Origin of the sequence: Stenotrophomonas maltophilia, from assembly GCF_001676385.1 — a bacterium.
In the GTDB taxonomy this organism is placed as follows: domain Bacteria; phylum Pseudomonadota; class Gammaproteobacteria; order Xanthomonadales; family Xanthomonadaceae; genus Stenotrophomonas; species Stenotrophomonas maltophilia_J.
In genome coordinates this window covers 226529-245282 of the sequence record NZ_LYVJ01000003.1, presented here as the reverse complement: position 1 = coordinate 245282, position 18754 = coordinate 226529, and the positions used below count along the sequence as shown (strand labels likewise).

Annotated in this window: 17 protein-coding genes and 1 tRNA gene; 5 read left to right on the top strand and 13 right to left on the bottom strand. The window is 67.7% G+C overall.

The window, feature by feature from the left end:
• Nucleotides 1-3 precede the first annotated feature (3 nt).
• The 4 genes from A9K58_RS05265 to A9K58_RS05250 all read right to left on the bottom strand — a co-directional run bounded on the left by A9K58_RS05265 (nucleotide 4) and on the right by A9K58_RS05250 (nucleotide 4440).
• Entirely contained in the window at nucleotides 4-1224 is a 1221-nt protein-coding gene (locus A9K58_RS05265) for an RtcB family protein (protein WP_065198343.1), read from the bottom strand.
• A gap of 56 nt (nucleotides 1225-1280) precedes the next feature.
• A complete protein-coding gene (locus tag A9K58_RS05260) occupies nucleotides 1281-2405 on the bottom strand; it encodes a slipin family protein (RefSeq protein WP_065198342.1) in 1125 nt (374 codons plus the stop codon).
• A 356-nt stretch (nucleotides 2406-2761) separates the two neighbouring features.
• Nucleotides 2762-2833, bottom strand: a tRNA-Gln gene (locus tag A9K58_RS05255).
• Between the two features lie 650 nt (nucleotides 2834-3483).
• Complete coding sequence (locus A9K58_RS05250) at nucleotides 3484-4440, bottom strand: aldo/keto reductase (RefSeq protein ID WP_065198341.1); 957 nt, start codon at nucleotides 4438-4440, stop codon at nucleotides 3484-3486.
• 169 nt (nucleotides 4441-4609) lie between these two features.
• Here A9K58_RS05250 and A9K58_RS05245 point away from each other — a divergent pair, with 169 nt between their 5' ends.
• The 3 genes from A9K58_RS05245 (at nucleotide 4610) to A9K58_RS05235 (ending at nucleotide 6436) form a co-directional block, all read left to right on the top strand.
• On the top strand, nucleotides 4610-5467 hold the full coding sequence (locus A9K58_RS05245; protein ID WP_065198340.1) for a class I SAM-dependent methyltransferase: 858 nt from the start codon (nucleotides 4610-4612) through the stop codon (nucleotides 5465-5467).
• 100 nt (nucleotides 5468-5567) lie between these two features.
• A complete protein-coding gene (locus A9K58_RS05240) occupies nucleotides 5568-5828 on the top strand; it encodes a hypothetical protein (protein ID WP_065198339.1) in 261 nt (86 codons plus the stop codon).
• Nucleotides 5829-5896: 68 nt separating this feature from the next.
• Nucleotides 5897-6436, top strand: a complete 540-nt coding sequence (locus tag A9K58_RS05235) for a pseudouridine synthase (RefSeq protein WP_065198338.1) — start codon at nucleotides 5897-5899, stop codon at nucleotides 6434-6436.
• 93 nt (nucleotides 6437-6529) lie between these two features.
• Here the strand turns inward: A9K58_RS05235 and A9K58_RS05230 are convergent, their stop codons facing one another.
• The gene (locus A9K58_RS05230; protein WP_065198337.1) at nucleotides 6530-6919 is read right to left on the bottom strand and encodes a hypothetical protein; all 390 of its coding nucleotides are present in this window, start codon (nucleotides 6917-6919) and stop codon (nucleotides 6530-6532) included.
• A 216-nt stretch (nucleotides 6920-7135) separates the two neighbouring features.
• Nucleotides 7136-9640 carry an ATP-dependent helicase HrpB gene (gene hrpB, locus A9K58_RS05225; protein WP_065198336.1) on the bottom strand — a complete coding sequence of 835 codons (2505 nt, stop codon included), beginning with the start codon at nucleotides 9638-9640 and terminating at the stop codon, nucleotides 7136-7138.
• A 66-nt stretch (nucleotides 9641-9706) separates the two neighbouring features.
• Between hrpB and A9K58_RS05220 the strand changes: the two genes are divergently transcribed.
• A complete protein-coding gene (locus A9K58_RS05220; RefSeq protein WP_065198456.1) occupies nucleotides 9707-10504 on the top strand; it encodes a TatD family hydrolase in 798 nt (265 codons plus the stop codon).
• 150 nt (nucleotides 10505-10654) lie between these two features.
• Here A9K58_RS05220 and A9K58_RS05215 read toward each other — a convergent pair whose 3' ends face one another.
• From A9K58_RS05215 to A9K58_RS05200, 4 genes are all read right to left on the bottom strand, one after another.
• Nucleotides 10655-11581, bottom strand: a complete 927-nt coding sequence (locus tag A9K58_RS05215) for an NAD-dependent epimerase/dehydratase family protein (protein ID WP_065198335.1) — start codon at nucleotides 11579-11581, stop codon at nucleotides 10655-10657.
• Nucleotides 11578-12516, bottom strand: coding sequence for a 2-dehydropantoate 2-reductase (panE, locus tag A9K58_RS05210; RefSeq protein ID WP_065198334.1), 939 nt, complete (start codon nucleotides 12514-12516; stop codon nucleotides 11578-11580). Before panE ends, A9K58_RS05215 begins: the two co-directional genes overlap by 4 nt.
• A gap of 194 nt (nucleotides 12517-12710) precedes the next feature.
• Nucleotides 12711-13502: an ABC transporter permease gene (locus tag A9K58_RS05205; RefSeq protein WP_065198333.1), complete on the bottom strand. Its 792-nt coding sequence runs from the start codon at nucleotides 13500-13502 to the stop codon at nucleotides 12711-12713.
• Complete coding sequence (locus A9K58_RS05200) at nucleotides 13499-14467, bottom strand: ABC transporter ATP-binding protein (protein WP_065198332.1); 969 nt, start codon at nucleotides 14465-14467, stop codon at nucleotides 13499-13501. Before A9K58_RS05200 ends, A9K58_RS05205 begins: the two co-directional genes overlap by 4 nt.
• Before the next feature lie 84 nt (nucleotides 14468-14551).
• On the opposite strand from A9K58_RS05200, the gene A9K58_RS05195 reads away from it, so the two are divergent.
• Entirely contained in the window at nucleotides 14552-15301 is a 750-nt protein-coding gene (locus tag A9K58_RS05195; protein WP_081283978.1) for a ferredoxin--NADP reductase, read from the top strand.
• 50 nt (nucleotides 15302-15351) lie between these two features.
• Here the strand turns inward: A9K58_RS05195 and A9K58_RS05190 are convergent, their stop codons facing one another.
• From A9K58_RS05190 to A9K58_RS05180, 3 genes are all read right to left on the bottom strand, one after another.
• A complete protein-coding gene (locus tag A9K58_RS05190) occupies nucleotides 15352-16509 on the bottom strand; it encodes a lytic polysaccharide monooxygenase (RefSeq protein ID WP_065198330.1) in 1158 nt (385 codons plus the stop codon).
• 176 nt (nucleotides 16510-16685) lie between these two features.
• On the bottom strand, nucleotides 16686-17858 hold the full coding sequence (locus A9K58_RS05185) for a lytic polysaccharide monooxygenase (RefSeq protein WP_065198329.1): 1173 nt from the start codon (nucleotides 17856-17858) through the stop codon (nucleotides 16686-16688).
• Nucleotides 17859-18217: 359 nt separating this feature from the next.
• The gene (locus A9K58_RS05180; protein ID WP_065198328.1) at nucleotides 18218-18745 is read right to left on the bottom strand and encodes a DUF1203 domain-containing protein; all 528 of its coding nucleotides are present in this window, start codon (nucleotides 18743-18745) and stop codon (nucleotides 18218-18220) included.
• Nucleotides 18746-18754: the final 9 nt, after the last annotated feature.

Here is an 18754-nt window from a genome sequence, read left to right as displayed (position 1 = left end):
CCATCATCCCTTCACGCACAGGACCTGCCGCAGGGTGTGCACCACCTCGACCAGGTCCAGCTGCGCGGCCATCACATCGTCGATCGACTTGTAGGCTGCCGGTGACTCGTCCAGTACGCCGCTGTCCTTGCGGCATTCCACGTGCGCAGTCGCCTCGCGGTGCTGGGCCAGCGTGATCTGCTGGCGCGCAGCACCGCGGCTCATCACCCGGCCGGCTCCGTGGCTGCAGCTGTGGAAGCTGTCCGTGTTGCCTTTGCCACGCACGATGTAGCTGCGCGTGCCCATGCTGCCGGGAATGATGCCCAGCTCACCCTCGCGGGCACTGACGGCGCCCTTGCGGGTCACCAGCAGTTCCTGCCCGTGGTGCGTTTCCTTCTGCACGTAGTTGTGATGGCAGTTCACCGCCATCGCCGCCAGCTGGAACTTCGGCAGGCGGTGGCGCATCTCGGCCAGCACGCGCGACATCATCGCTTCGCGGTTATGCCGGGCGTAGTCCTGCGCCCACGACACTGCTTCGACATAGTCGTCGAACAGCGGCTCGCCTTCCATGAAGAACGCCAGGTCCTTGTCCGGCAGGTGGAAGCCCAGCACACGCCGGGCCAGCTCCTCGCGCGCCTTCTCGATGAAGTAGGTGCCGATCAGGTTGCCGGTGCCGCGCGATCCGCTGTGCAGCATCACCCACACCGCATCCGTCTCGTCCAGGCACAGTTCGATGAAGTGGTTGCCGCCGCCCAGCGTACCCAACTGGCGGTCGAGCTTGTCGGTGCGGATCCTGCGATGCTTGTCCTTGATCTTCTCCAGGCCGGCGGCCAGCCCGGACCGCACCAGCCGGGTGTGGATGCTGTCGGGCATGCGGTGATGCTCGCCGCCGCGCCCGTTGCCGACCGGAATGCTACGTTCGATGCTGCTGCGCAGCTGCCGCAGGTCATCGGGCAGGTCATCGGCGCGCAGCGTGGTACGTACCGCCGCCATGCCGCAGCCGATGTCGACGCCGACTGCGGCAGGGATGATCGCACCGCGGGTCGGGATCACCGAGCCCACGGTTGCACCCTTGCCCAGGTGCACGTCCGGCATCACGGCCACCCACGGCCCGACGAACGGGATCGCGGCAATGTTGCGCAGCTGCTCGTGGGCCTGCGCCTCCAGCGGCACGCCGTTGACCCAGCCCTTGATCGGGGTGGTGCCCTCGGCGTGCAGCCATTGATAGTTCTGTTGAGTATCCATGTCGTTATGTCTGTCCTTGGTGGGCCGGCGGCGCGTCCCTGCGCCGCCGCAACCCCCTACCTGATCGTCACCAGCTGCTTCAGCACGCCGTCCAGGCCGCCGAACACGGTGAGCTTGTCGATCTTCTCGGTGACCTTCTCCAGCGCCTCCAGCTCCTTCAGGCGCATCAACACCGGGTTGTCCTCGATCAGCTTTGCGGTGTTGAGCTGCGAACGCGTGGCATTGGCCTCCTCGCGGCGGCGGATCACGCTGGCCTGGGCCTGCTTCTCGGCCAGCACCACACCGTTGAGGATCTCCTTCATTTCGCCCGGCAGGATCACGTCCTTGATGCCGACGCCGAGCAACCGCACGCCGTGGCCGTCGATCGCAGCCTGCACATGGGCGGCGATCTCGCCGTCCAGTGCCGCCTTGTCACCCAGCAGCTCGTCCAGGCTGCGCGCGGCGATCGCCTGGCGCAGGCCGAACTGCAGCTGCCGGTAGACGAACTCATCGGCATTGCTGAGCGTGCGGTGCGCACGCACCGGGTCGATCACCTGCACGGTCGCGGCCAGGTTCACCCGCAGGGTCACCTTGTCGCGGCTGAGCAGTTCCTGGCCGGACACGTCCAGCGAACGTGCCCGCAGCTCCACGCGCTCCACCGACACGTTGCCGTTGAAGTTCCAGAACGCGTGCAGGCCGGCGTCCAGCGTCTGCCGCAGCGTGCCATCGATGAACAGCAGGCCCACCGACTCGCTCGGCACGGTGCTGATCACCGCCACACGCGGCAGCACCCCCAGCTGGCCGAGCCGCTGCTGGACGTCCGCCGGAATGCGCGGCTCGTCACCCAGCGCCATCACCTGCACCTGGGTATCGACCGAACCGCGCCAGTACAGGCGACGGCTGCCCGGCGGCAGCACTTCATCGATGCGGCCGTTGCGCAGCAACAGGCCGACCTCGCTGGCGCCGACATTGGCCAGCACGAAGTGCGTGCCCAGCTGCGCGCCCTGCGCTTCGATCAGGCTGTCCTGGTCGCTGCCGGTGTAGGCCGCACCCTTCGATGCGGTGTGGACCTCCACCTGCGGGCGGCCGCCGAACCGCGACAGGCGGTGCACGCCCGGCAGCAGGATCTGCTGGAAGCGACGGTTGCGATACACCAGGCCGCGCTCGCCGTCGCCGATCACGACCTTGATGGTCCAGAACATGGGAGTCTCTCCTTGTATGGCTCTGGTGGTTCGACCCGTTGCGAATGAATCGCCATGACCCGGGTCGATCAGGTCGTGGCGAGCCGCCTGCACACCAGGTGCAGGCAGCGGAAGAGGGCGGCCATCGGTGGACGGTCCGCGCGCGGAGCCTTCGGTGCGCCGGCAGTGCTGCCGTCGTCGTCCCCGGCAGGCAGCGCCGGTGCGGAACGAGGCTGGCAGTGGCGGCGGGCCGGGGCCCGGCGTGTGGTCCGTTGCCTTCCACGTTCCCGCCCGAAGGCGAAGACAGTGGATGGCGACGATGGCCGCTGGGGCTTGCGCCCCGGGTGTTGCTTCAGGTCATGACGTGACAGGTCATGTGGTTGGAGTGGGAGTCGAACCCACGACAGACGGAATCAGGATCCGTTGCTCTAACCAAGCTGAGCTATCCAGTTGGGGACCGCGCGGAATCGAACCGCGTACCGGCGAACCGGCGCCTGCTTCCAGCAGGCGATCCAGGCGATGGCGTGTCCGCGACCTCCGGCATACGCCACGGCAACGCCGCGCGCACCAGCCCGTGGTTGAAACGGGACCGTTGGAGAATCGAGGGTGCAGGCCACCGACATTATCGGCGAGCGATAATGTTTGGGAGCGATGCAGATAATGTCCAGGCGCTGCCGGTTGCGCGAAGTAAATCCTTCGCGCGGGGTGGAAATGCCTGGGTCAGTGAGCGGCGGGCCGCCGCGCGGGGTGCAGTTCTGGCATCGCGGGTCCTTGTGCCGACGCAAACGAAAACGCCCCCGGGACTTACGTTCCGAGGGCGTCGTCAGGCCTCGGAGATCGGGGTGGCCGATCTCCGCAGGGCGGGTATCAGGCCGTTGTCAGCTGGTCTTCCTTGCCGAACGCGCGCGCCAGCCGGTCCATGCGCAGGCATGGCAGCAATGTGGCGGTGGCGACGGAATGCGCGTTCAAGGGAAGTTTCCAGTGGTTGTTGAAACGAGGTGCGCACGATAAACCACGATTTAGTCGCGCGCAACCATTTTGTTCAATTATTCTCCAGGGCATCCGTGCAATCCCGGCCGGCGGCCGGCACTACCCGGTCTCAAGCGTCCGCGCTGGCGGCATCCAGCTGCGCGATGTCCTGCACGCTCAGCGACAGGTTGGCCGCCGCCAGCAGATCGTGCAGCTGCTCGACACTGGTGGCGCTGACGATCGGCGCGGTGATCGACGGTCGCGCGATCTGCCATGCCAGCGCGATCTGTGCAGCACTGGCGCTGTGCTTGCTGGCCACGTCATCCAGTGCCTGCAGGATGCGCAGGCCGCGCGGGTTCAGATAGCGCTTCACCACGGTCTCGCCACGCGCCGGGCTCTTGGCTGCATCGGCCGGCGTGCGGTACTTGCCGCTGAGGAAGCCACTGGCCAGCGCGTAGTAGCCGATCACGCCGATCTGTTCGCGCTGCACCAGCGGTTCCAGTTCCTTCTCGTAGCCGGCACGGTCGTACAGGTTGTATTCCGGCTGCAGGGTTTCATAGCGCGGCAACCTGTAGTCGGTGGATACCTTCAGCGCATCGGCCAGGCGCGTGGCGCTGTAGTTGGACGCACCGATGGCGCGCACCTTGCCGGCTTCGATCAGCCGGCCGAACGCGGCCAGGGTCGCTTCCAGCGGCGTCGACTCGTCATCCTCGTGGGCCTGGTACAGATCGATCACGTCGGTCTGCAGGCGGCGCAGCGAGTCCTCGACGGCCGCATTGATGTTGTCCGGGGCCAGACCGGGGCGTTCGGCCCACTTGGCTACCTTGGTCGCCAGCACCACCTTGTCGCGCTTGCCGCTGCGGGCAAACCACTTGCCGATCAGCGTCTCGGACTCGCCGCCCCGGTTGCCCGGTACCCACGCCGAGTAGACGTCGGCGGTGTCGACCAGGTTGAAGCCGGCGTCGACGAAGGCATCGAGCAGGGCGAAGCTGGCCTTCTCGTCGGCGCTCCAGCCGAACACGTTGCCACCGAAGGCGAGGGGACGTACATGCAGGCCGGAGCGGCCCAGTTGGCGGGTTGCCGTCATCAGCACGGTCTCCTTGGGGGAAGTGGTCCAGCATAGAGCGCGTTGTGTTACCGCGTCGCGGCGGTGGCCACAAAACAGTGTTCCGCGATGCGCACGCGGCTAACGTTTTGTGAACACCTGCGTCGCATGGGCTGCTAGTCTCGCCGCATCTTCCGCTGGAGTCGTCCCGATGATGCCCGCTTCGTCCCTGCGTGGTTGCCGCCTGCTGCTTGCCTCGGCCCTGCTTGCCACCCTTCCCGCCTTCGCCTCGCCAGTCACGGTGGCACCGGCGAAGATCGAGATCTCGCCGGCCATCGACGCGGCGGTGAAGGCACCCACCCGCGGTGCCGACAACGTCAAGCGCGATGGTTTCCGGCATCCGGCGCAGACGCTGTCGTTCTTCAGGGTCGCGCCGGAAAAGACCGTCATCGAGATCACCCCCGGCAACGGCTGGTACTCGGAAATCCTGGCGCCGTTGCTGCATGACAAGGGCCACTACATCGCCGCCGTGGTCGATCCGATGGCGGTACCCGAGGGCCGTGGCCGTGACTACCAGCAGCGCAGCCGCGACGGCCTGGAGAAGAAGTACGCCGCCGCGCCGGCACAATTCGGCAAGACCACCGTGGTGGCCTACGACCCGGCCAAACCGGTGTTCGGCCCGGCCGGTTCGGCCGATGTGGTGCTGACCTTCCGCAACGTGCACAACTGGCGCAAGGCCGGGCAGGCGCAGGGCATGTTCCAGGGCTTCTTCAACGTGCTCAAGCCGGGCGGCGTGCTGGGCGTGGTCGAGCACCGCGCCAAGGCCGATGTGGCCGACGACGACGGCACCGGCTATGTCGGCCAGCAGCAGGTGATCGCGATGGCCGTTGCCGCAGGCTTCAGGCTGGACGCGCGCAGCGAGGTCAATGCCAACCCGCGCGATACCAAGGACCACCCGAACGGCGTGTGGACGCTGCCGCCGACCAACCAGCACGACAAGGCCGACGATGCGAAGTACCAGGCCATCGGCGAAAGCGACCGCATGACCCTGCGCTTCATCAAGCCGTAAGCCGGCATGCCGTAGCGCCAGCGCGGAGTGCCCCGTAGAGCCGAGCCGATGCTCGGCTCACCGCGCGCTGCGGCCTGATCGAATTCAAGGACATGGATAGTTGAAGAAGGTTCTGTACTTCGCCTTCGCATTGATGGTGCTGCCGCGGTTGTACGACTTCCTGTTCCATGCTGGTCACGTGCATGACCTTGTGGCGGCGGCAGGTTTTGCGGCGCTGCTCGTTGGTGGCCTGTGGGACGAACGTGCGCGAAGGGCCTGCCCACCGGTAACGCGGCTGCGGTACCGTGCCAACGCTGCCGCCACGTGCGGTGTCGTGCTGGTGCTCGTTGCGCTGTTGATGGAAGGGAAGGCCTTCGGCTGAGTAGCCGGTGATCGCGGCGGCGGTGCGGGAATGGGACAATGCCGCACCCGCCGCCTGTCGTTCCCGCAATGCTGATTGCCTTCAACAAGCCCTTCAACGTGCTCTGCCAATTCACCGACCGCAGTGTGCCGCCGCGGCCGACCCTGGCCGGTTTCGGCCTGCCGCCGCGCGTGTATGCCGCCGGCCGCCTGGACCATGACAGCGAGGGCCTGCTGCTGCTGACCGACAACGGCACGCTGGCGCACAGATTGACCGACCCCCGGCACAAGGCCGACAAGACCTACTGGGTGCAGGTGGAAGGCCTGCCCAGCGACGAACAGCTGCAGCAGTTGCGCGAAGGCGTGGTGCTCAATGACGGGCCGACGCTGCCGGCGAAGGTCGAGCACCTCGACCCTGCACCGTCGCTGTGGACGCGGGATCCGCCGGTACGCTTCCGCAAGACCGTGCCTGACAGCTGGCTGGCGATCACGATCCGCGAGGGCCGCAACCGCCAGGTGCGGCGGATGACGGCGGCGGTGAACCTGCCGACGCTGCGGCTGGTGCGGGTGTCGATGGGGCCATACCGTCTGGATGACCTGCAGCCGGGGCAGTGGCGGCAGATCGGTTGAAACAGAAAGGGCCGGATACCTCGCGGCATCCGGCCCTCTCGTAGCTGGTAGGGTCAGATCACTTCCGCAGGAAGGGCTCTGACCCGGGCAAACTCACGCGTCGCTGCCGATATCGCTGTGCTCGTCCACCACGGTGTCGTTGCGGCGGTCGCGCGCGTTGATGCGCTGCGCCTGGCCATTCACCACGTGGCCCTGGGCCGCCTTCTTCTTCTGCTGCTTGCGGTACAGCGCATAGCCCAGGAGGCCCACACCGACGGCAGCGGCGGCAATCGTCACTGCCGGGTTGCGGCGAGCAAACCTGGTGGCGACCTTGCCACCGGTCCTGACGGCGCCCAGCGCCGCGCCGGTCTTGATCCAGTCACTGGCCTGCGGGCCGAGATGGCGCAGGCTGCCACCGGCGCTCTTCAGGCCATCGCCGGCGCTGTGGGCCAGGTCCAGGGCGCGCTCCAGAGCGCGGTCGGTAATCACGGTCAGCTTGCTCATCTGTGGGGGTCCTTTGCCTCGGGTCGAAGTCCAGTGTCGCGTGTTGCCCGTAAACGGTATGTCAGCCGGGGGCGCGCGTGGTATGACGCGGCCGCGGCCATTCAGGATCAGGCAGGGATGGGGTCGGATCCCTTTCCCTTGCGGAAGGGCTCTGGCCCCAACCACCGCGCCCTGGGTCAGAGCCCGTTGCGTTGCAAAGGGATCCGACCCCGCCCTTCAGGTCCCGCGCGGCTTGGCGCGGTGCGTGGCTGTGGCCGTCCACGGATCATCCGGCCACGGATGGCGCGGGTAGCGGCCTTTCATCTCCTTTTTCACCTCGGCGTAGGTGTTCTCCCAGAAATTGCGAAGGTCCTGGGTGACCTGCAGCGGGCGTCCGCCCGGGGAAAGCAGGTGCAGGGTCAACGGTACACGGCCATCGGCAATGCGTGGCGTGTCGGCCAGGCCGAACAGTTCCTGCAGCTTCACCGCCAGCACCGGCGGCAGCGGTTCGCCGCTCCCGGTGTCCAGTCCGTAGGTGACCGGCCGCTCCAGCCCGGAGGGCACGGTAATGCGGTTCGGTGCGTGCCGCTCGACCAGCTGCCGCTGTGCCCATTCCAGCGGCGACTTCAGTGCCTCGCCGAAGCTGGATTCGTCCAGCGCATCCAATCGGCTCTTGCCGGCGAACGCGGGCTGCAGCCACTGCGCGCGGGTGGCCAGCAGCGCCGCGTCGCTGCAGTCGGGCAGGCCCAGTTCCGGCATCCAGCGCCGCAGTGACTCGACGCGCGCCTGCCATTGGCGCAGGCCTTCGGTCCACGGCAGGGCCTGCAGGCCGAGTTCGGCCACCGCATCGGTCAGCGCCTGCGCGGCATGTTGCGGGTCGACCCGGCCGGCCGAGCGGCTGTCCAGCACGATGCGGTCGAAACGGGTCTCGCGCAGCGCCACCAGGGCGCGGCGTTCGCTGTCCCAGCGCACCACGTCTTCGGTGACGAAGCGCTCCGGCCACGCCCTGCGCAGCTGGCCTTCATCCACCGGTGCGGCGCGCAGCAGCAACGCGTCACGTGCCTCGAAGCGCAGTTCACTGGCCACCAGCCATGGCTCGCCACGCAGATCGCTCGATTCGTGCAGGCGTGCACTGCGGCCATTGGCCAGCAGATAGCGCAGTGGATCGCTGGGGTGCTGGACACCAATCCGGTCGGGGAAGGCGTGCGCGAGCAGGTCGCCCAGTTCGTGCGCCTCGATGCTGGTAGGCGGCGTGGCGTCACAGCGCAGGCGCCGTCGCCACTGCTTGGCGGCAGCATCAATCGCGGCCAGCGCGCTGCGGTTGGCATCGGCCGGTGCGCGGCCGGCGCGGAATGCCGCCAATGCGCGCCACCGCGCTGCCAGCGCATCACCGCCCTGGCGCAGCGGATCGCGTGCTTCCAGCAGGGCGGCCAGATCGGCAGCCAGCGCCTGCGCGCGCGGATCGGGTGCGGCCAGCAGCATCGCCGCCATGCGCGGATGCGTGCCCAGCGCCAGCACGCGGCGGCCGAGCGAAGTGATCGCGCCGCTGCTGGACAGCGCGCCCAGCCGCTGCAGCAGTTCGCGCGCCGCACCCATCGGGCCGGCCGGAGGCGGGTCGAGGAAGCGCAGGTCGCTGCTGCCCCAGGCCGCCAGTTCCAGCGCCAGCCCGGCCAGTTCCACCTGGTCGATCTCGGCGCGGCGCTGCGGCTCCAGCCGCTGCGACTGCGGCCACAGCCGCCAGGCCACGCCCTCGGCCACGCGGCCGGCACGGCCGGCGCGCTGATCCGCTGAAGCCTGGGCGATGGCGACCACGTCCAGCCGGGTAAAGCCGCTGTTGGGGTCGTAGCGCGGCTCGCGCGCCTGGCCGCTGTCGATCACCACGCGCACGCCGGGCAGCGTCACCGACGATTCGGCGACGTTGGTCGCGAGCACCACGCGGCGGCGCCCATCGCTGGCCGCCTGCAGCACGCGCGCCTGCTGTTCCACCGGCAGTTCACCGTGCAGCGCCAGCACGTCGACACCGGCATCCAGTGATTCCTGCAGGCCGGCCTGCACCCGTGTGATCTCGCGCTGGCCGGGCAGGAACACCAGCAGGTCACCGGGGTGCTCGACCAGGGCCTGCTGCACCGCGCGGCGCACCTGCAACTCGAGTGCTTCATCGCGGCGCGCCGGGAAGTGGCTGATCGCCACCGGGTAACTGCGGCCCTCGCTGCTCAGCCGCGGTGCATCGAGGAAGCGCGCCAGCCGATCGCCGTCCAGCGTGGCCGACATCACCACCAGGCGCAGGTCATCGCGCAGCTGTGCCTGCACGTCCAGTGCCAGCGCCAACCCGAGGTCGCCACTGAGATGGCGTTCGTGGAACTCGTCGAACAGGATCGCACCGACCTCCTCCAGCATCGGGTCGTCCTGCAGCATGCGGGTCAGGATGCCTTCGGTGACGACCTCAATGCGCGTGCGTGCCGAGACCTTGTTCTCGAAGCGGATGCGGTAGCCGACCGTGCCACCGACCTCTTCGCCCAGCTGCCGCGCCATGAACAGTGCAGCGCTGCGTGCGGCCACCCGGCGCGGTTCCAGCAGGATGATCTTCCGGCCCTGCAGCCACGGCGCATCGAGCAGGGCCAGCGGTACCTGGGTCGTCTTGCCGGCACCGGGCGGGGCTTCCAGCACCAGCCGTGGCTGCAGGGCCAGGTGCTGCTGGATCTGCGGCAGCAGCGGGGAAATCGGGAAGAGCGGGGCGTTCATGTGCAAAGGATAAGGGGCCAGGGCAGGCGCAGGTACAATGCGCGGGCACTTTCCCCCGCGATGACCATGCACCTGATCGATATCGGCGCCAACCTGACCCACGACTCCTTCGACCGCGACCGCGATGCCGTGCTGGACCGCGCGCGCCAGGCCGGCGTGGTGCAGATGGTGATCACTGGTGCCAGCCGCGAGCACTCGCCGCTGGCCTTGCAGCTGGCACAGCAGCACCCGGGTTTCCTGTACGCCACCGCCGGCGTGCACCCGCACCACGCGGTGGAATACACCGAGGAATGTGATGCGGAGATGCGCGCGCTGCATGCCCACCCGGAAGTCGTGGCGGTGGGCGAGTGCGGACTGGACTACTTCCGTGACTTCTCGCCGCGCCCGGCCCAGCATCGTGCCTTCGAGCGCCAGCTGCAGCTGGCCGCAGACAATGGCAAGCCGCTGTTCCTGCACCAGCGCGATGCGCATGCCGATTTCATGGCACAGATGAAGAACTTCGAAGGCCGCATTGGCCCGGCCGTGGTGCATTGCTTCACCGGCGAACGCGATGAGCTGTTCGCTTACCTGGACCAGGACTGGTATATCGGCATCACCGGCTGGCTGTGCGACGAACGCCGTGGCGCGCACCTACGCGAGCTGGTGAGGAGCATCCCGGCCAACCGCCTGATGATCGAAACCGACGCGCCGTACCTGCTGCCGCGCACGCTGAAGCCGATGCCGAAGGATCGCCGCAATGAACCGATGTTCCTCTCGCACATCGTGGAAGAACTGGCGCGTGACCGTGGCGAGGACGTGGCGGTGACCGCAGCCAATGCCACCGCCGCCACGCGTGCGTTCTTCCGCCTGCCCGAGGCGGGTTGATCTGCAGCGCCGAGCCTACGCTCGGCTTGGCGCGCGCAGCGCGACCGACACGGAGAGCAGCCGAGCGTGGGCTATGCCGGCCGTCCTGACCGGCACCCTGCGGGCCGTCGCGCGCGACGTTGGCAGCGGCTCCAGCCGCTGCCTTCGGCCCTACAAAGCGCCATCCGGTAGCACGGGGCGATGCCCGGCGAGCGAAGCGGCCAGATCCTTCAGCCCTTCCCGGTACGTCGGGAACCGCGGCGCCCAACCCAGCGCTTCACGCGTGCCACGGCTGTCGATGCGCTTGTTGCTCTCATAGAAGCGCCTCAGGGTCGGGCTCAGCGCCGGGTCGTCCCAGGCCACGGCGGGTGGCATCGCAAATCCCCCCAGCTGCGCGGCAAACGCAAGCACATCCTGCGGCGCTGCCGGCTCGTCGTCGCTGGGCAGATACAACCCTTGTGCGGTGGGCCGCTGCATCGCGGCGACGATGGCGGTTGCCAGGTCCTGCACATGCAGGCGGTTGAACACCAGGCCCGGGCGAACCACGTGGCGTGCGCGGCCCTGCAACAACTGCAGCAGCACGTTGCGTCCGGGGCCGTAAAGGCCGGGCAGGCGGAACACCGCCGAGGCGACGCGGCGTTCCTCCGCCAGCGCACGCCATTGCGCTTCGGCGCGCAGGCGCTGCATGCCTGCCGCTTCGGTGGCATCGGCTGCGCTGCGCTGGTCGACCCAAGCGCCGGCGCGGTCGGCATACACCGAGGTGGACGACAGATAGCCCACCCAGCGCAACGTCGGGCTGGCCTGCAGCGCGGGCCGCAACAGGCGCAGCGCCCGGTCGCCCTCGGCATCTGGTGGCACGCTGCACAGCACGGCCTCGCACTGCGCGATTTCTTCGAGCAGCGCCGGAGAAGGCGCGGTATCGACGCGCAGTGTATGCCGCAGCAGGCCATCGTCGGCCGCCGGCACCGGATCGCGCACGGTGCCGGCGACGTGCACGCCCCGCGCCTGCAGCTGCCTGGCCAGCACACGCCCGCTCCAGCCCAGGCCGAGGATCAGTACCCGTGAGGGCAGCGCGCGGGCCGGCGCGGTCACACTCACGCGCTGCGCTGTGCCTGGTAGGCCTGCAGGCTGCTGTAGGCGACCTGCAGCAGCAGCGCTTCCTGGTCGGCCTTGCGCGCGCGCGCCAGCATGTCGCCGACGATCTGTCCGGCCTCCACCTGCTGGCCCGCCTCCAGGTCTCGCAGCATCGAGGCCTTCAGCGCCGACCCAGCCTGGGTCAGGGTGCCGCGTGCGATCTCCTGCGCGGCCTCGGGAATCGGTTCACCGGCGGCTTCGGCCACGGCCAGGCATTCGTCGTACAGGCCGCGCACGATGGCCTCGCCATCATCGGTGGCGACGATGGTGCCGATATCCGCACGCAGCAGGCAGGTGGCCGCCGCCAGTGCGGTGAGGAAGGTGTACTTGATCCATTGCTCCTGGCCGATGTGTTCGCTGGCCAGGTGATCGAGGCCGGCCTGTGCGCAGGCCGCGGCGAAGGCGCGCACGCGGGCGGAGACCGCACCGCCATCGCGCTCGCCGAAAGTGAGCTTGGCCGGCTTGCCCAGATGCAGCACGGCGCCGTCAGGCGCCTTGGTCGCGCTGATGAAGCACAGGCCACCGAGCACCGCGTCGCGACCGAATCGCAGGTCCAGCGCGTTGTAGTGGTGCAGGCCGTTGAGGATCGGCAGTACCGCGGTGTTCGCACCGACGGCCGGCGCGATGGCATCGATGGAACTGTCCAGGTCGTAGGCTTTGCAGCTGAGGATGACCAGGTCGAACGGCTGCTGCGTAGCAAGCGCAGGCAGGGCGTCGGCGGTGACGTGCTGCACCGGGAAGGCCGCATCGCCGAGCGGGCTGCGGATGACCAGGCCATCGCGCTCCAGCTGGGCGGCGCGTGCGGGGCGGACCAGGAAGGTCACGTCCACGCCGGCCTGGGCCAGCCGACCACCGAAGTAACCGCCGGTACCGCCGGCGCCGAGGATCAGGATGCGCATTGTACGTTCACCGTGTTCTGGGGGAATCAGAACTGCGATTGTGCCGGAGATCGCAGCCGGCGTCGGTGCCCTTCAAGGCATGGGGTCAGAACCGTTTTCCTGCGGGAAACGATTCTGACCCCAACGGTCCTGTTGCCGGCCAGCGGCCGGCACTACCACTGCGGGTGCAGGACCGCAGGCCCTGCAGGCCACCCTCAACTGCGCATGCCCACGCCACGGCGCAGCAGCCACAGCGCGATGGCGGTCAGCACCACCACGAAGCCGATCATCAGCGCATAGGCCACTGTCACCGGCACGTCGCTGCTGCCCAGCAGGCCATAGCGGAATGCGTTGACCATGTAGAAGATCGGGTTCGCGTGCGTGGCCGCCTCCGCCCAGGCCGGCAGCAGCTTCACCGAATAGAACACGCCACCCAGGTAGGTCAGCGGAGTCAGGATGAAGGTCGGCACGATGGCCACGTCATCGAACTTCTTCGCGTAGACCGCGTTGATGAAGCCGGCCAGCGAGAAGATCGTCGCGCCCAGCAGCACCGTGGTCAGCGTTACCAGCGGGTGCGGGATGCGTACCGGGGTGAAGAACATCGCGATGATCAGCACGATCACGCCCACCATCAGGCCGCGCAGCACGGCACCGGCCACGTAGCCCCACAGGATCACCCAGTTGGGCATCGGGCTGACCAGTAGCTCTTCCACGTGGCGGCCGAACTTTGCACCGAAGAAGGACGAACTGATGTTGCCGTAGCTGTTCTGGATCACGCTCATCATCACCAGGCCCGGCACGATGAACTGCATGTAGCTGTAGCCGCCCATGTCACCCACGCGCGAGCCGATCAGGCCACCGAAGATCAGGAAGTACAGGGTCATGGTGATCGCCGGCGGCACCAGGGTCTGGCCCCAGATGCGCATGATGCGGGCGACTTCACGGCGCACGATGGTCATCAGTGCGATGCGGTTGCGCTGGCCGTCGGTCAGCTCGGTGATGCTCATGCGGAGGTCTCCATGTTGCCGGTGAGGCGCACGAACAGCTCCTCCAGGCGGTTGCTCTTGGTGCGCATCGAACGCACGCGGATGCCGGCCTCGTTGAGCGTGGCGAACACCCGGTTGAGGTCCATCGCGCGTGGCATGTCGATGTCCAGCGTATGCGGATCCGGTGCGGTCAGGGTCGCGCCCTCGATCACCGGCAGCTGCGGAGGCAGGTCACCATCGATGTCCAGCAGGAAGCCTTCCACGTCCAGCTTGGCCAGCAGGGTGCGCATCGGCCCCTGCTCGACGATCCGGCCGTGGTTGATGATCGCCAGGTGGCGGCACAGGTACTCGGCTTCTTCCAGGTAGTGGGTGGTGAGGATGATCGTGGTGCCGGCAGCGTTGATCTCCTTCAGCACGCGCCACATGTCGCGGCGGATCTCGATGTCCACGCCGGCGGTCGGCTCGTCCAGGATCAGCAGGCGCGGGCGGGTCATCATCGCGCGGGCGATCATCAGCCGGCGCTTCATGCCGCCGGACAACGTGCGGCTCATCACCTGCGCCTTTTCCCACAGGTGGGCCCGCCGCAGCTCCTCTTCGGCGCGCTTCTCCGCTTCCGCGCGCGGCACGCCGTAGAAGCCGGCGTAATTCACCAGGATGTCGAAGGGTTTCTCGAAGAGGTTGAAGTTGATCTCCTGCGGCACCAGCCCGATCAGGCGCATCGTGGCGCTGCGGTGGCGCACCAGGTCGCTGCCGAACACTTCCACCTGGCCCTCGCTGAGGTTGACCAGGGAGCTGATGATGCCGATCAGGGTCGACTTGCCGGCCCCGTTGGGGCCAAGCAGGGCGAAGAAGTCGCCCGGAGCCACTTCCAGGGAAACTCCCTTCAGGGCCTGGGTGCCGTTGTCGTAGGTCTTGCGCAGGTCGCGCACGCGCAGGGCGGGTGCCGTATCGTTCTGGGATGCCAAGCTCGAAGCCTTCGCGCCCATGGGCTGGCGCTGGAGAGGGGCGGGGAGCGGCTATTATAGAAGACCCCGAGGGCTTGCCCCGGCTACACACTGTCCCGAAAAGTCGTGCCTGTTCAATTCCCCCTCAAGCTGGTCGGCTGCCGCATGCTGGCCCCGACCGTCGGCCACTACCAGTTCGTGCGTGACGATGGACAGCCGCTGGATTTCCAGCCCGGGCAGTTCATCCAGGTCCATTTCAGCTACGCCGACGGCACCGAAACCAAGCGCAGCTATTCGCTGGCAACCCTCCACGACCATGCGCTGGGCCCGGGCGAGGCGGTGGATATCGCGGTCAGTTTCGTGCCCGGTGGCGCCGCTACGGCGCTGTTCGAGGCGCTGGAACCGGGCGGCCAGATCAGTGCATCCGGCCCTTATGGCCGGTTCTGCCTGAATCCCGGCGACCGCAATACCCGCTACCTGCTGATCGCCACCGGGACCGGCGTCACTCCATATCGATCGATGCTGCCGCTGCTCGAGAAGGCGATCGCCGAGCGCGGCGTGCAGGTGCTGCTGCTGCAGGGTGCGCGCAGCCCGGCCGAACTGCTGTATAGCGAAGATTTCTACGGTTTCGCCGAAAATCAACCCAACTTCCGCTATGTTCCGTGCCTGTCTCGCGAACTGCCGGCCGAACCGCATCCGGACGTACAGCACGGCTACGTGCAGCAGGCACTGGCCGGCTTCACGCCGGACCCGGCCACCGACATCGCTTACCTGTGCGGCAACCCGGACATGGTCGATGCCTGTGCCGAGCTGCTGAAGGCCGCCGGCCTGGGCAACCCGCAGATCCGCCGCGAGAAGTACGTCAGCAGCAAGTAAGGCTCGAAGCGCGGAGGCGGCACGTGGCCGCCCCCGCCGTGTGGATCAGTTCAGTAGGGAATCCACGCATCACGCCAGGCAGAGCCTACGCCCGGCCGGTAGGGCTCGGCATCGACGTTGCACCAGGCGCCTTCCGGGAACGGGCGGCAGGCGTACAGGTTGCCGTCGGTGCCCTTCACCACGGTCTGGCCCGGAACGTAACTGCCAATACCTGCCGGATATTCGAAGTCATAGTCACCGGGCGGCGGATCAACGGGACCCGGCAGCTCCGTGTCGAGCTGGAAGCGATGACCGGGCTTGAGGTAGACGCGGTTCTCGGTGGCCGAGGCGACCGGGGTGATGACCCCGTCTTTCAGTACGCCCACCCGCGCGTGCTGGGCACTGGCATTCACCTTGCGGCCCAGGGCCAGCGGCCATTGCACGGCGGACGTCTGCCCGCTGGCAAGGGTGATCTTCGGGCTTTCCAGGTCATTGCCGCTGGCGTTGAACACGCGCAGGGTCAGGGTGGTGCCGGCCTCCAGGTCACCCCGCGCGGTAACGGCCCCTGCATCTTCCCATTCCGGTGGCGGGGTGCCGTCGCCCCCTTCGAAACGTACGTCGGCACAGGTATAGAACGCTTCGGCCGAGTCCGATCGTTGCCAGGTGTTGTAGATCACGTGCTGGCCGGTGCGCTGGGGGAGCGGGCAGTCCAGGCGGTAGATGCCATTGGCATCGGCGTCCACATGGCCCAGCGAGCAGAACGGTTCCAGATCGTCCCAGTGCAGGGGGCTGCCCGGTTTCCAACCTTCACGTGTCACGTAGAAGACCCAGTCGCGGGTCTTGTGGGGAGCCGATGCCAGGTACTCGAAGGTGTAGCGGCCACCGGCACCGGCGCGGATCGGCGTGGTCGACCAGTCCGTGCGATTCAGGTCCATTCCGCGGTACTTGGGGTTGCCGCCGCTGCACAGCTCGCCATCGGGGACGACCGCGCGATGGTTGCCGTTGGCGTCGGCCTGGTTGATGCCGGCCCAGTCGTAGAAAGGCTGCGCGCCCCCGATGTCCTTGGCCGCGGCGCAGGCAGGGTTGGTTGGATTCTCAGGGTTGGCCTGGCGACAGGCGTAGATGCGGCTGATCGGTTTTGAAAGCGTGCCGTGGGCGTGGGCGTCCTGCGCGGCGAGGAAACCCGCGCACAGGGAGGCCGCAGCTGCGGCGAGGAGGCGTGCCTGCATCGATGACGTCCTTTGCGGTATGGAGGGTCCGTTGAGTCTCCGCACCACATGGATCGTTCACCATTCAACGATTCCTAAAAGATCGGGGCTGCGAACCCGTTGGCGCTTCACATGCGATCTCCATCGCAGGCGACGCCGGCACAAGGGGCGGCACCGAAGTGCCACCCCCGTCACGCTCAGTACGCGATCCAGGCATCGCGCCAGGCGAAGCCGGTGCCCGGCCGATAGGCGTCCGCGTTGATGTTGCACCACGCGCCTTCCGGGAACGGGCGGCAGGCATAGAGCTTGCCGTCGGTGCCCTTCACCACGGTCTCGCCCGGCTTGTAACTGCCGAGGCCGGCCGGGTACACGAAGTCGTAGTCGTCGGCCGGCGGCGGATCGACCGGATCGATCGGACCCGGAATCCGGGTTTCCAGTTCGAAATGGTTGCCCGGCTTGAGGTACACGCGGTTCTCGGTGGCGGATGCCACCGGCGTGATCACGCCGTTCTTCATCACGCCCACGCGGGCGTGCAGGGCGCTGCCGTTGACCTTGCGGGCCAGCGCCAGCGGCCACTGGTTGGCAGCGGTCTGGCCAGCCGCCAGGGTGGTCTCGGGGCGTTCCAGGTCGTTGCCCTGGGCGTTGAACACACGCAGGGTCACGGTGGTACCCACCTCCAGCGCACCGCGCGCGGTGACCGGGCCGGCGTCCTGCCACTGCGGCGGCGGAACCACGCCGTTGCCGCCTTCGAAACGCACGTCCATGCAGGTGTAGAACGCTTCACCCGAATCCGAACGCTGCCAGGTGTTGTAGATGATGTGCTGGCCGCTGCGCTTGGGCAGCGGGCAATCCAGCTTGTAGATCTTGCCTTCGGACAACGGCACGTTGCCCAGGGTGCAGAATTCCTGCAGGTCGGCCCAGCGCAACGGACTGCCCGGCTGCCAACCGTCACGGGTGACATAGAACTTCCACTCACGGGTGGCATGCGGGGCGGGAGCATGGAACTCGAAGGTGTAGCGGCCGCGCGAATCGGCGCGGATCGGCGTGGTCGGCCAGTCCGTGCGGTTCAGGTCAAGCCCGCGGTACTTGGGAATGCTGGCGCTGCACAGTTCGCCGTCGCGCACCAGCTCACGGTGGTTGCCATGGGCGTTGCCGTGGGCAATCGCATTCCAGTCATAGAACGGCTGCGCGCCGCCGATGGCCTTGGCTGCGGCGCAGGCCGGGTTGGTCGGATTCTCCGGATTGCCCTCGTGGCACTGCTTCACGCGGCTGAGCGGCTTGGTCATGGTGCCATGGGCGAAGGCGTTGCCGGACAGGGCCAGGCCGGCAACGACGGACAGTGCGAGGACTGCCCGATGGGACAGATGCATGCAGGAACTCCTTTGCGACGTGTGGGAAATCCCGTGCAGTCTTCACATTCAGGCCCGCCGGCAATATCGGACAACGGCGAAATCGGCGGCGGCCATGTTCGATCTGCAACATGATGCTCACTGTGCAGCTCCGGGCGGAGGGCGGTGCACAGTGCGCCGCTTCCCGTGTCACTGGTTCAGCACGCGACCCACGCATCGCGCCGGTGGCATCCATGCCCGGCCGGCAGGCGTCGGCATTGACGCACCGCGAGTATCGAATCGCGATGCAGGCGGCGGAACTCCCGCAATTCCGATCCGTGGCTGAGCATGTGAAGCGCTTCCCGCAGGCGTCACCAGCGGCTGGACGGATGCGTTGGAGATCACGGGATCGGCGGGGCCTGGATCACGTCAGGATGCCCGCGCCACGCGACGTCCGCACCGACCCTGTCCACCTGGCATGAGAAACAGCCGTGCGCCGCATTGTGCAAGTGGACAAAGGCCACGGCAGGATCGTCGAACAGCGCATCCAGGCGGACGGCAACGTCGGTGCCCGCGCAGATCTGGGCGCCCAGCATCAGCGCCGCACGGTCATAGGCCCGCACCGAGATCGTCCGGCGTTCTACATAGGGTGGCACCTCGCCGGGCGGCAGCACGCAACGGGTCACCCCGCGTTGCACGAAGATCGGGCCGGAGGCGCGGTAGGGCGAGTGCAGGGGCAGATGGACATGCGAGAGCAGGAGCAGCTCGCTGCCGCTGGGTGGATCGCTCAGGCTGATCCGGCAGGGATGTCCCCCCGCGTCGCCCGCCCAGCGGCGTTGGATGCCCAGTGCAGCGAGCCTGCTGTCGTGCGTTTCGAACAGAGGTTGGAAGGGACGGTGATCGAGGCCGCTGAGGTACCAGGCGTTCATGGGGGTCTC

What these genes read in the sequence shown, in the direction of transcription:
- A9K58_RS05235 (WP_065198338.1), top strand. Translation starts at nt 5,897, where the DNA reads ATGCTGATTGCCTTCAACAAGCCCTTCAACGTGCTCTGCCAATTCACC.
- hrpB (WP_065198336.1), bottom strand. Translation starts at nt 9,640, where the DNA reads ATGAACGCCCCGCTCTTCCCGATTTCCCCGCTGCTGCCGCAGATCCAG.
- A9K58_RS05245 (WP_065198340.1), top strand. Translation starts at nt 4,610, where the DNA reads ATGATGCCCGCTTCGTCCCTGCGTGGTTGCCGCCTGCTGCTTGCCTCG.
- A9K58_RS05185 (WP_065198329.1), bottom strand. Translation starts at nt 17,858, where the DNA reads ATGCATCTGTCCCATCGGGCAGTCCTCGCACTGTCCGTCGTTGCCGGC.
- A9K58_RS05190 (WP_065198330.1), bottom strand. Translation starts at nt 16,509, where the DNA reads ATGCAGGCACGCCTCCTCGCCGCAGCTGCGGCCTCCCTGTGCGCGGGT.
- A9K58_RS05220 (WP_065198456.1), top strand. Translation starts at nt 9,707, where the DNA reads ATGCACCTGATCGATATCGGCGCCAACCTGACCCACGACTCCTTCGAC.
- A9K58_RS05230 (WP_065198337.1), bottom strand. Translation starts at nt 6,919, where the DNA reads ATGAGCAAGCTGACCGTGATTACCGACCGCGCTCTGGAGCGCGCCCTG.
- panE (WP_065198334.1), bottom strand. Translation starts at nt 12,516, where the DNA reads ATGCGCATCCTGATCCTCGGCGCCGGCGGTACCGGCGGTTACTTCGGT.
- A9K58_RS05180 (WP_065198328.1), bottom strand. Translation starts at nt 18,745, where the DNA reads ATGAACGCCTGGTACCTCAGCGGCCTCGATCACCGTCCCTTCCAACCT.
- A9K58_RS05250 (WP_065198341.1), bottom strand. Translation starts at nt 4,440, where the DNA reads ATGACGGCAACCCGCCAACTGGGCCGCTCCGGCCTGCATGTACGTCCC.
- A9K58_RS05265 (WP_065198343.1), bottom strand. Translation starts at nt 1,224, where the DNA reads ATGGATACTCAACAGAACTATCAATGGCTGCACGCCGAGGGCACCACC.
- A9K58_RS05260 (WP_065198342.1), bottom strand. Translation starts at nt 2,405, where the DNA reads ATGTTCTGGACCATCAAGGTCGTGATCGGCGACGGCGAGCGCGGCCTG.
- A9K58_RS05200 (WP_065198332.1), bottom strand. Translation starts at nt 14,467, where the DNA reads ATGGGCGCGAAGGCTTCGAGCTTGGCATCCCAGAACGATACGGCACCC.
- A9K58_RS05205 (WP_065198333.1), bottom strand. Translation starts at nt 13,502, where the DNA reads ATGAGCATCACCGAGCTGACCGACGGCCAGCGCAACCGCATCGCACTG.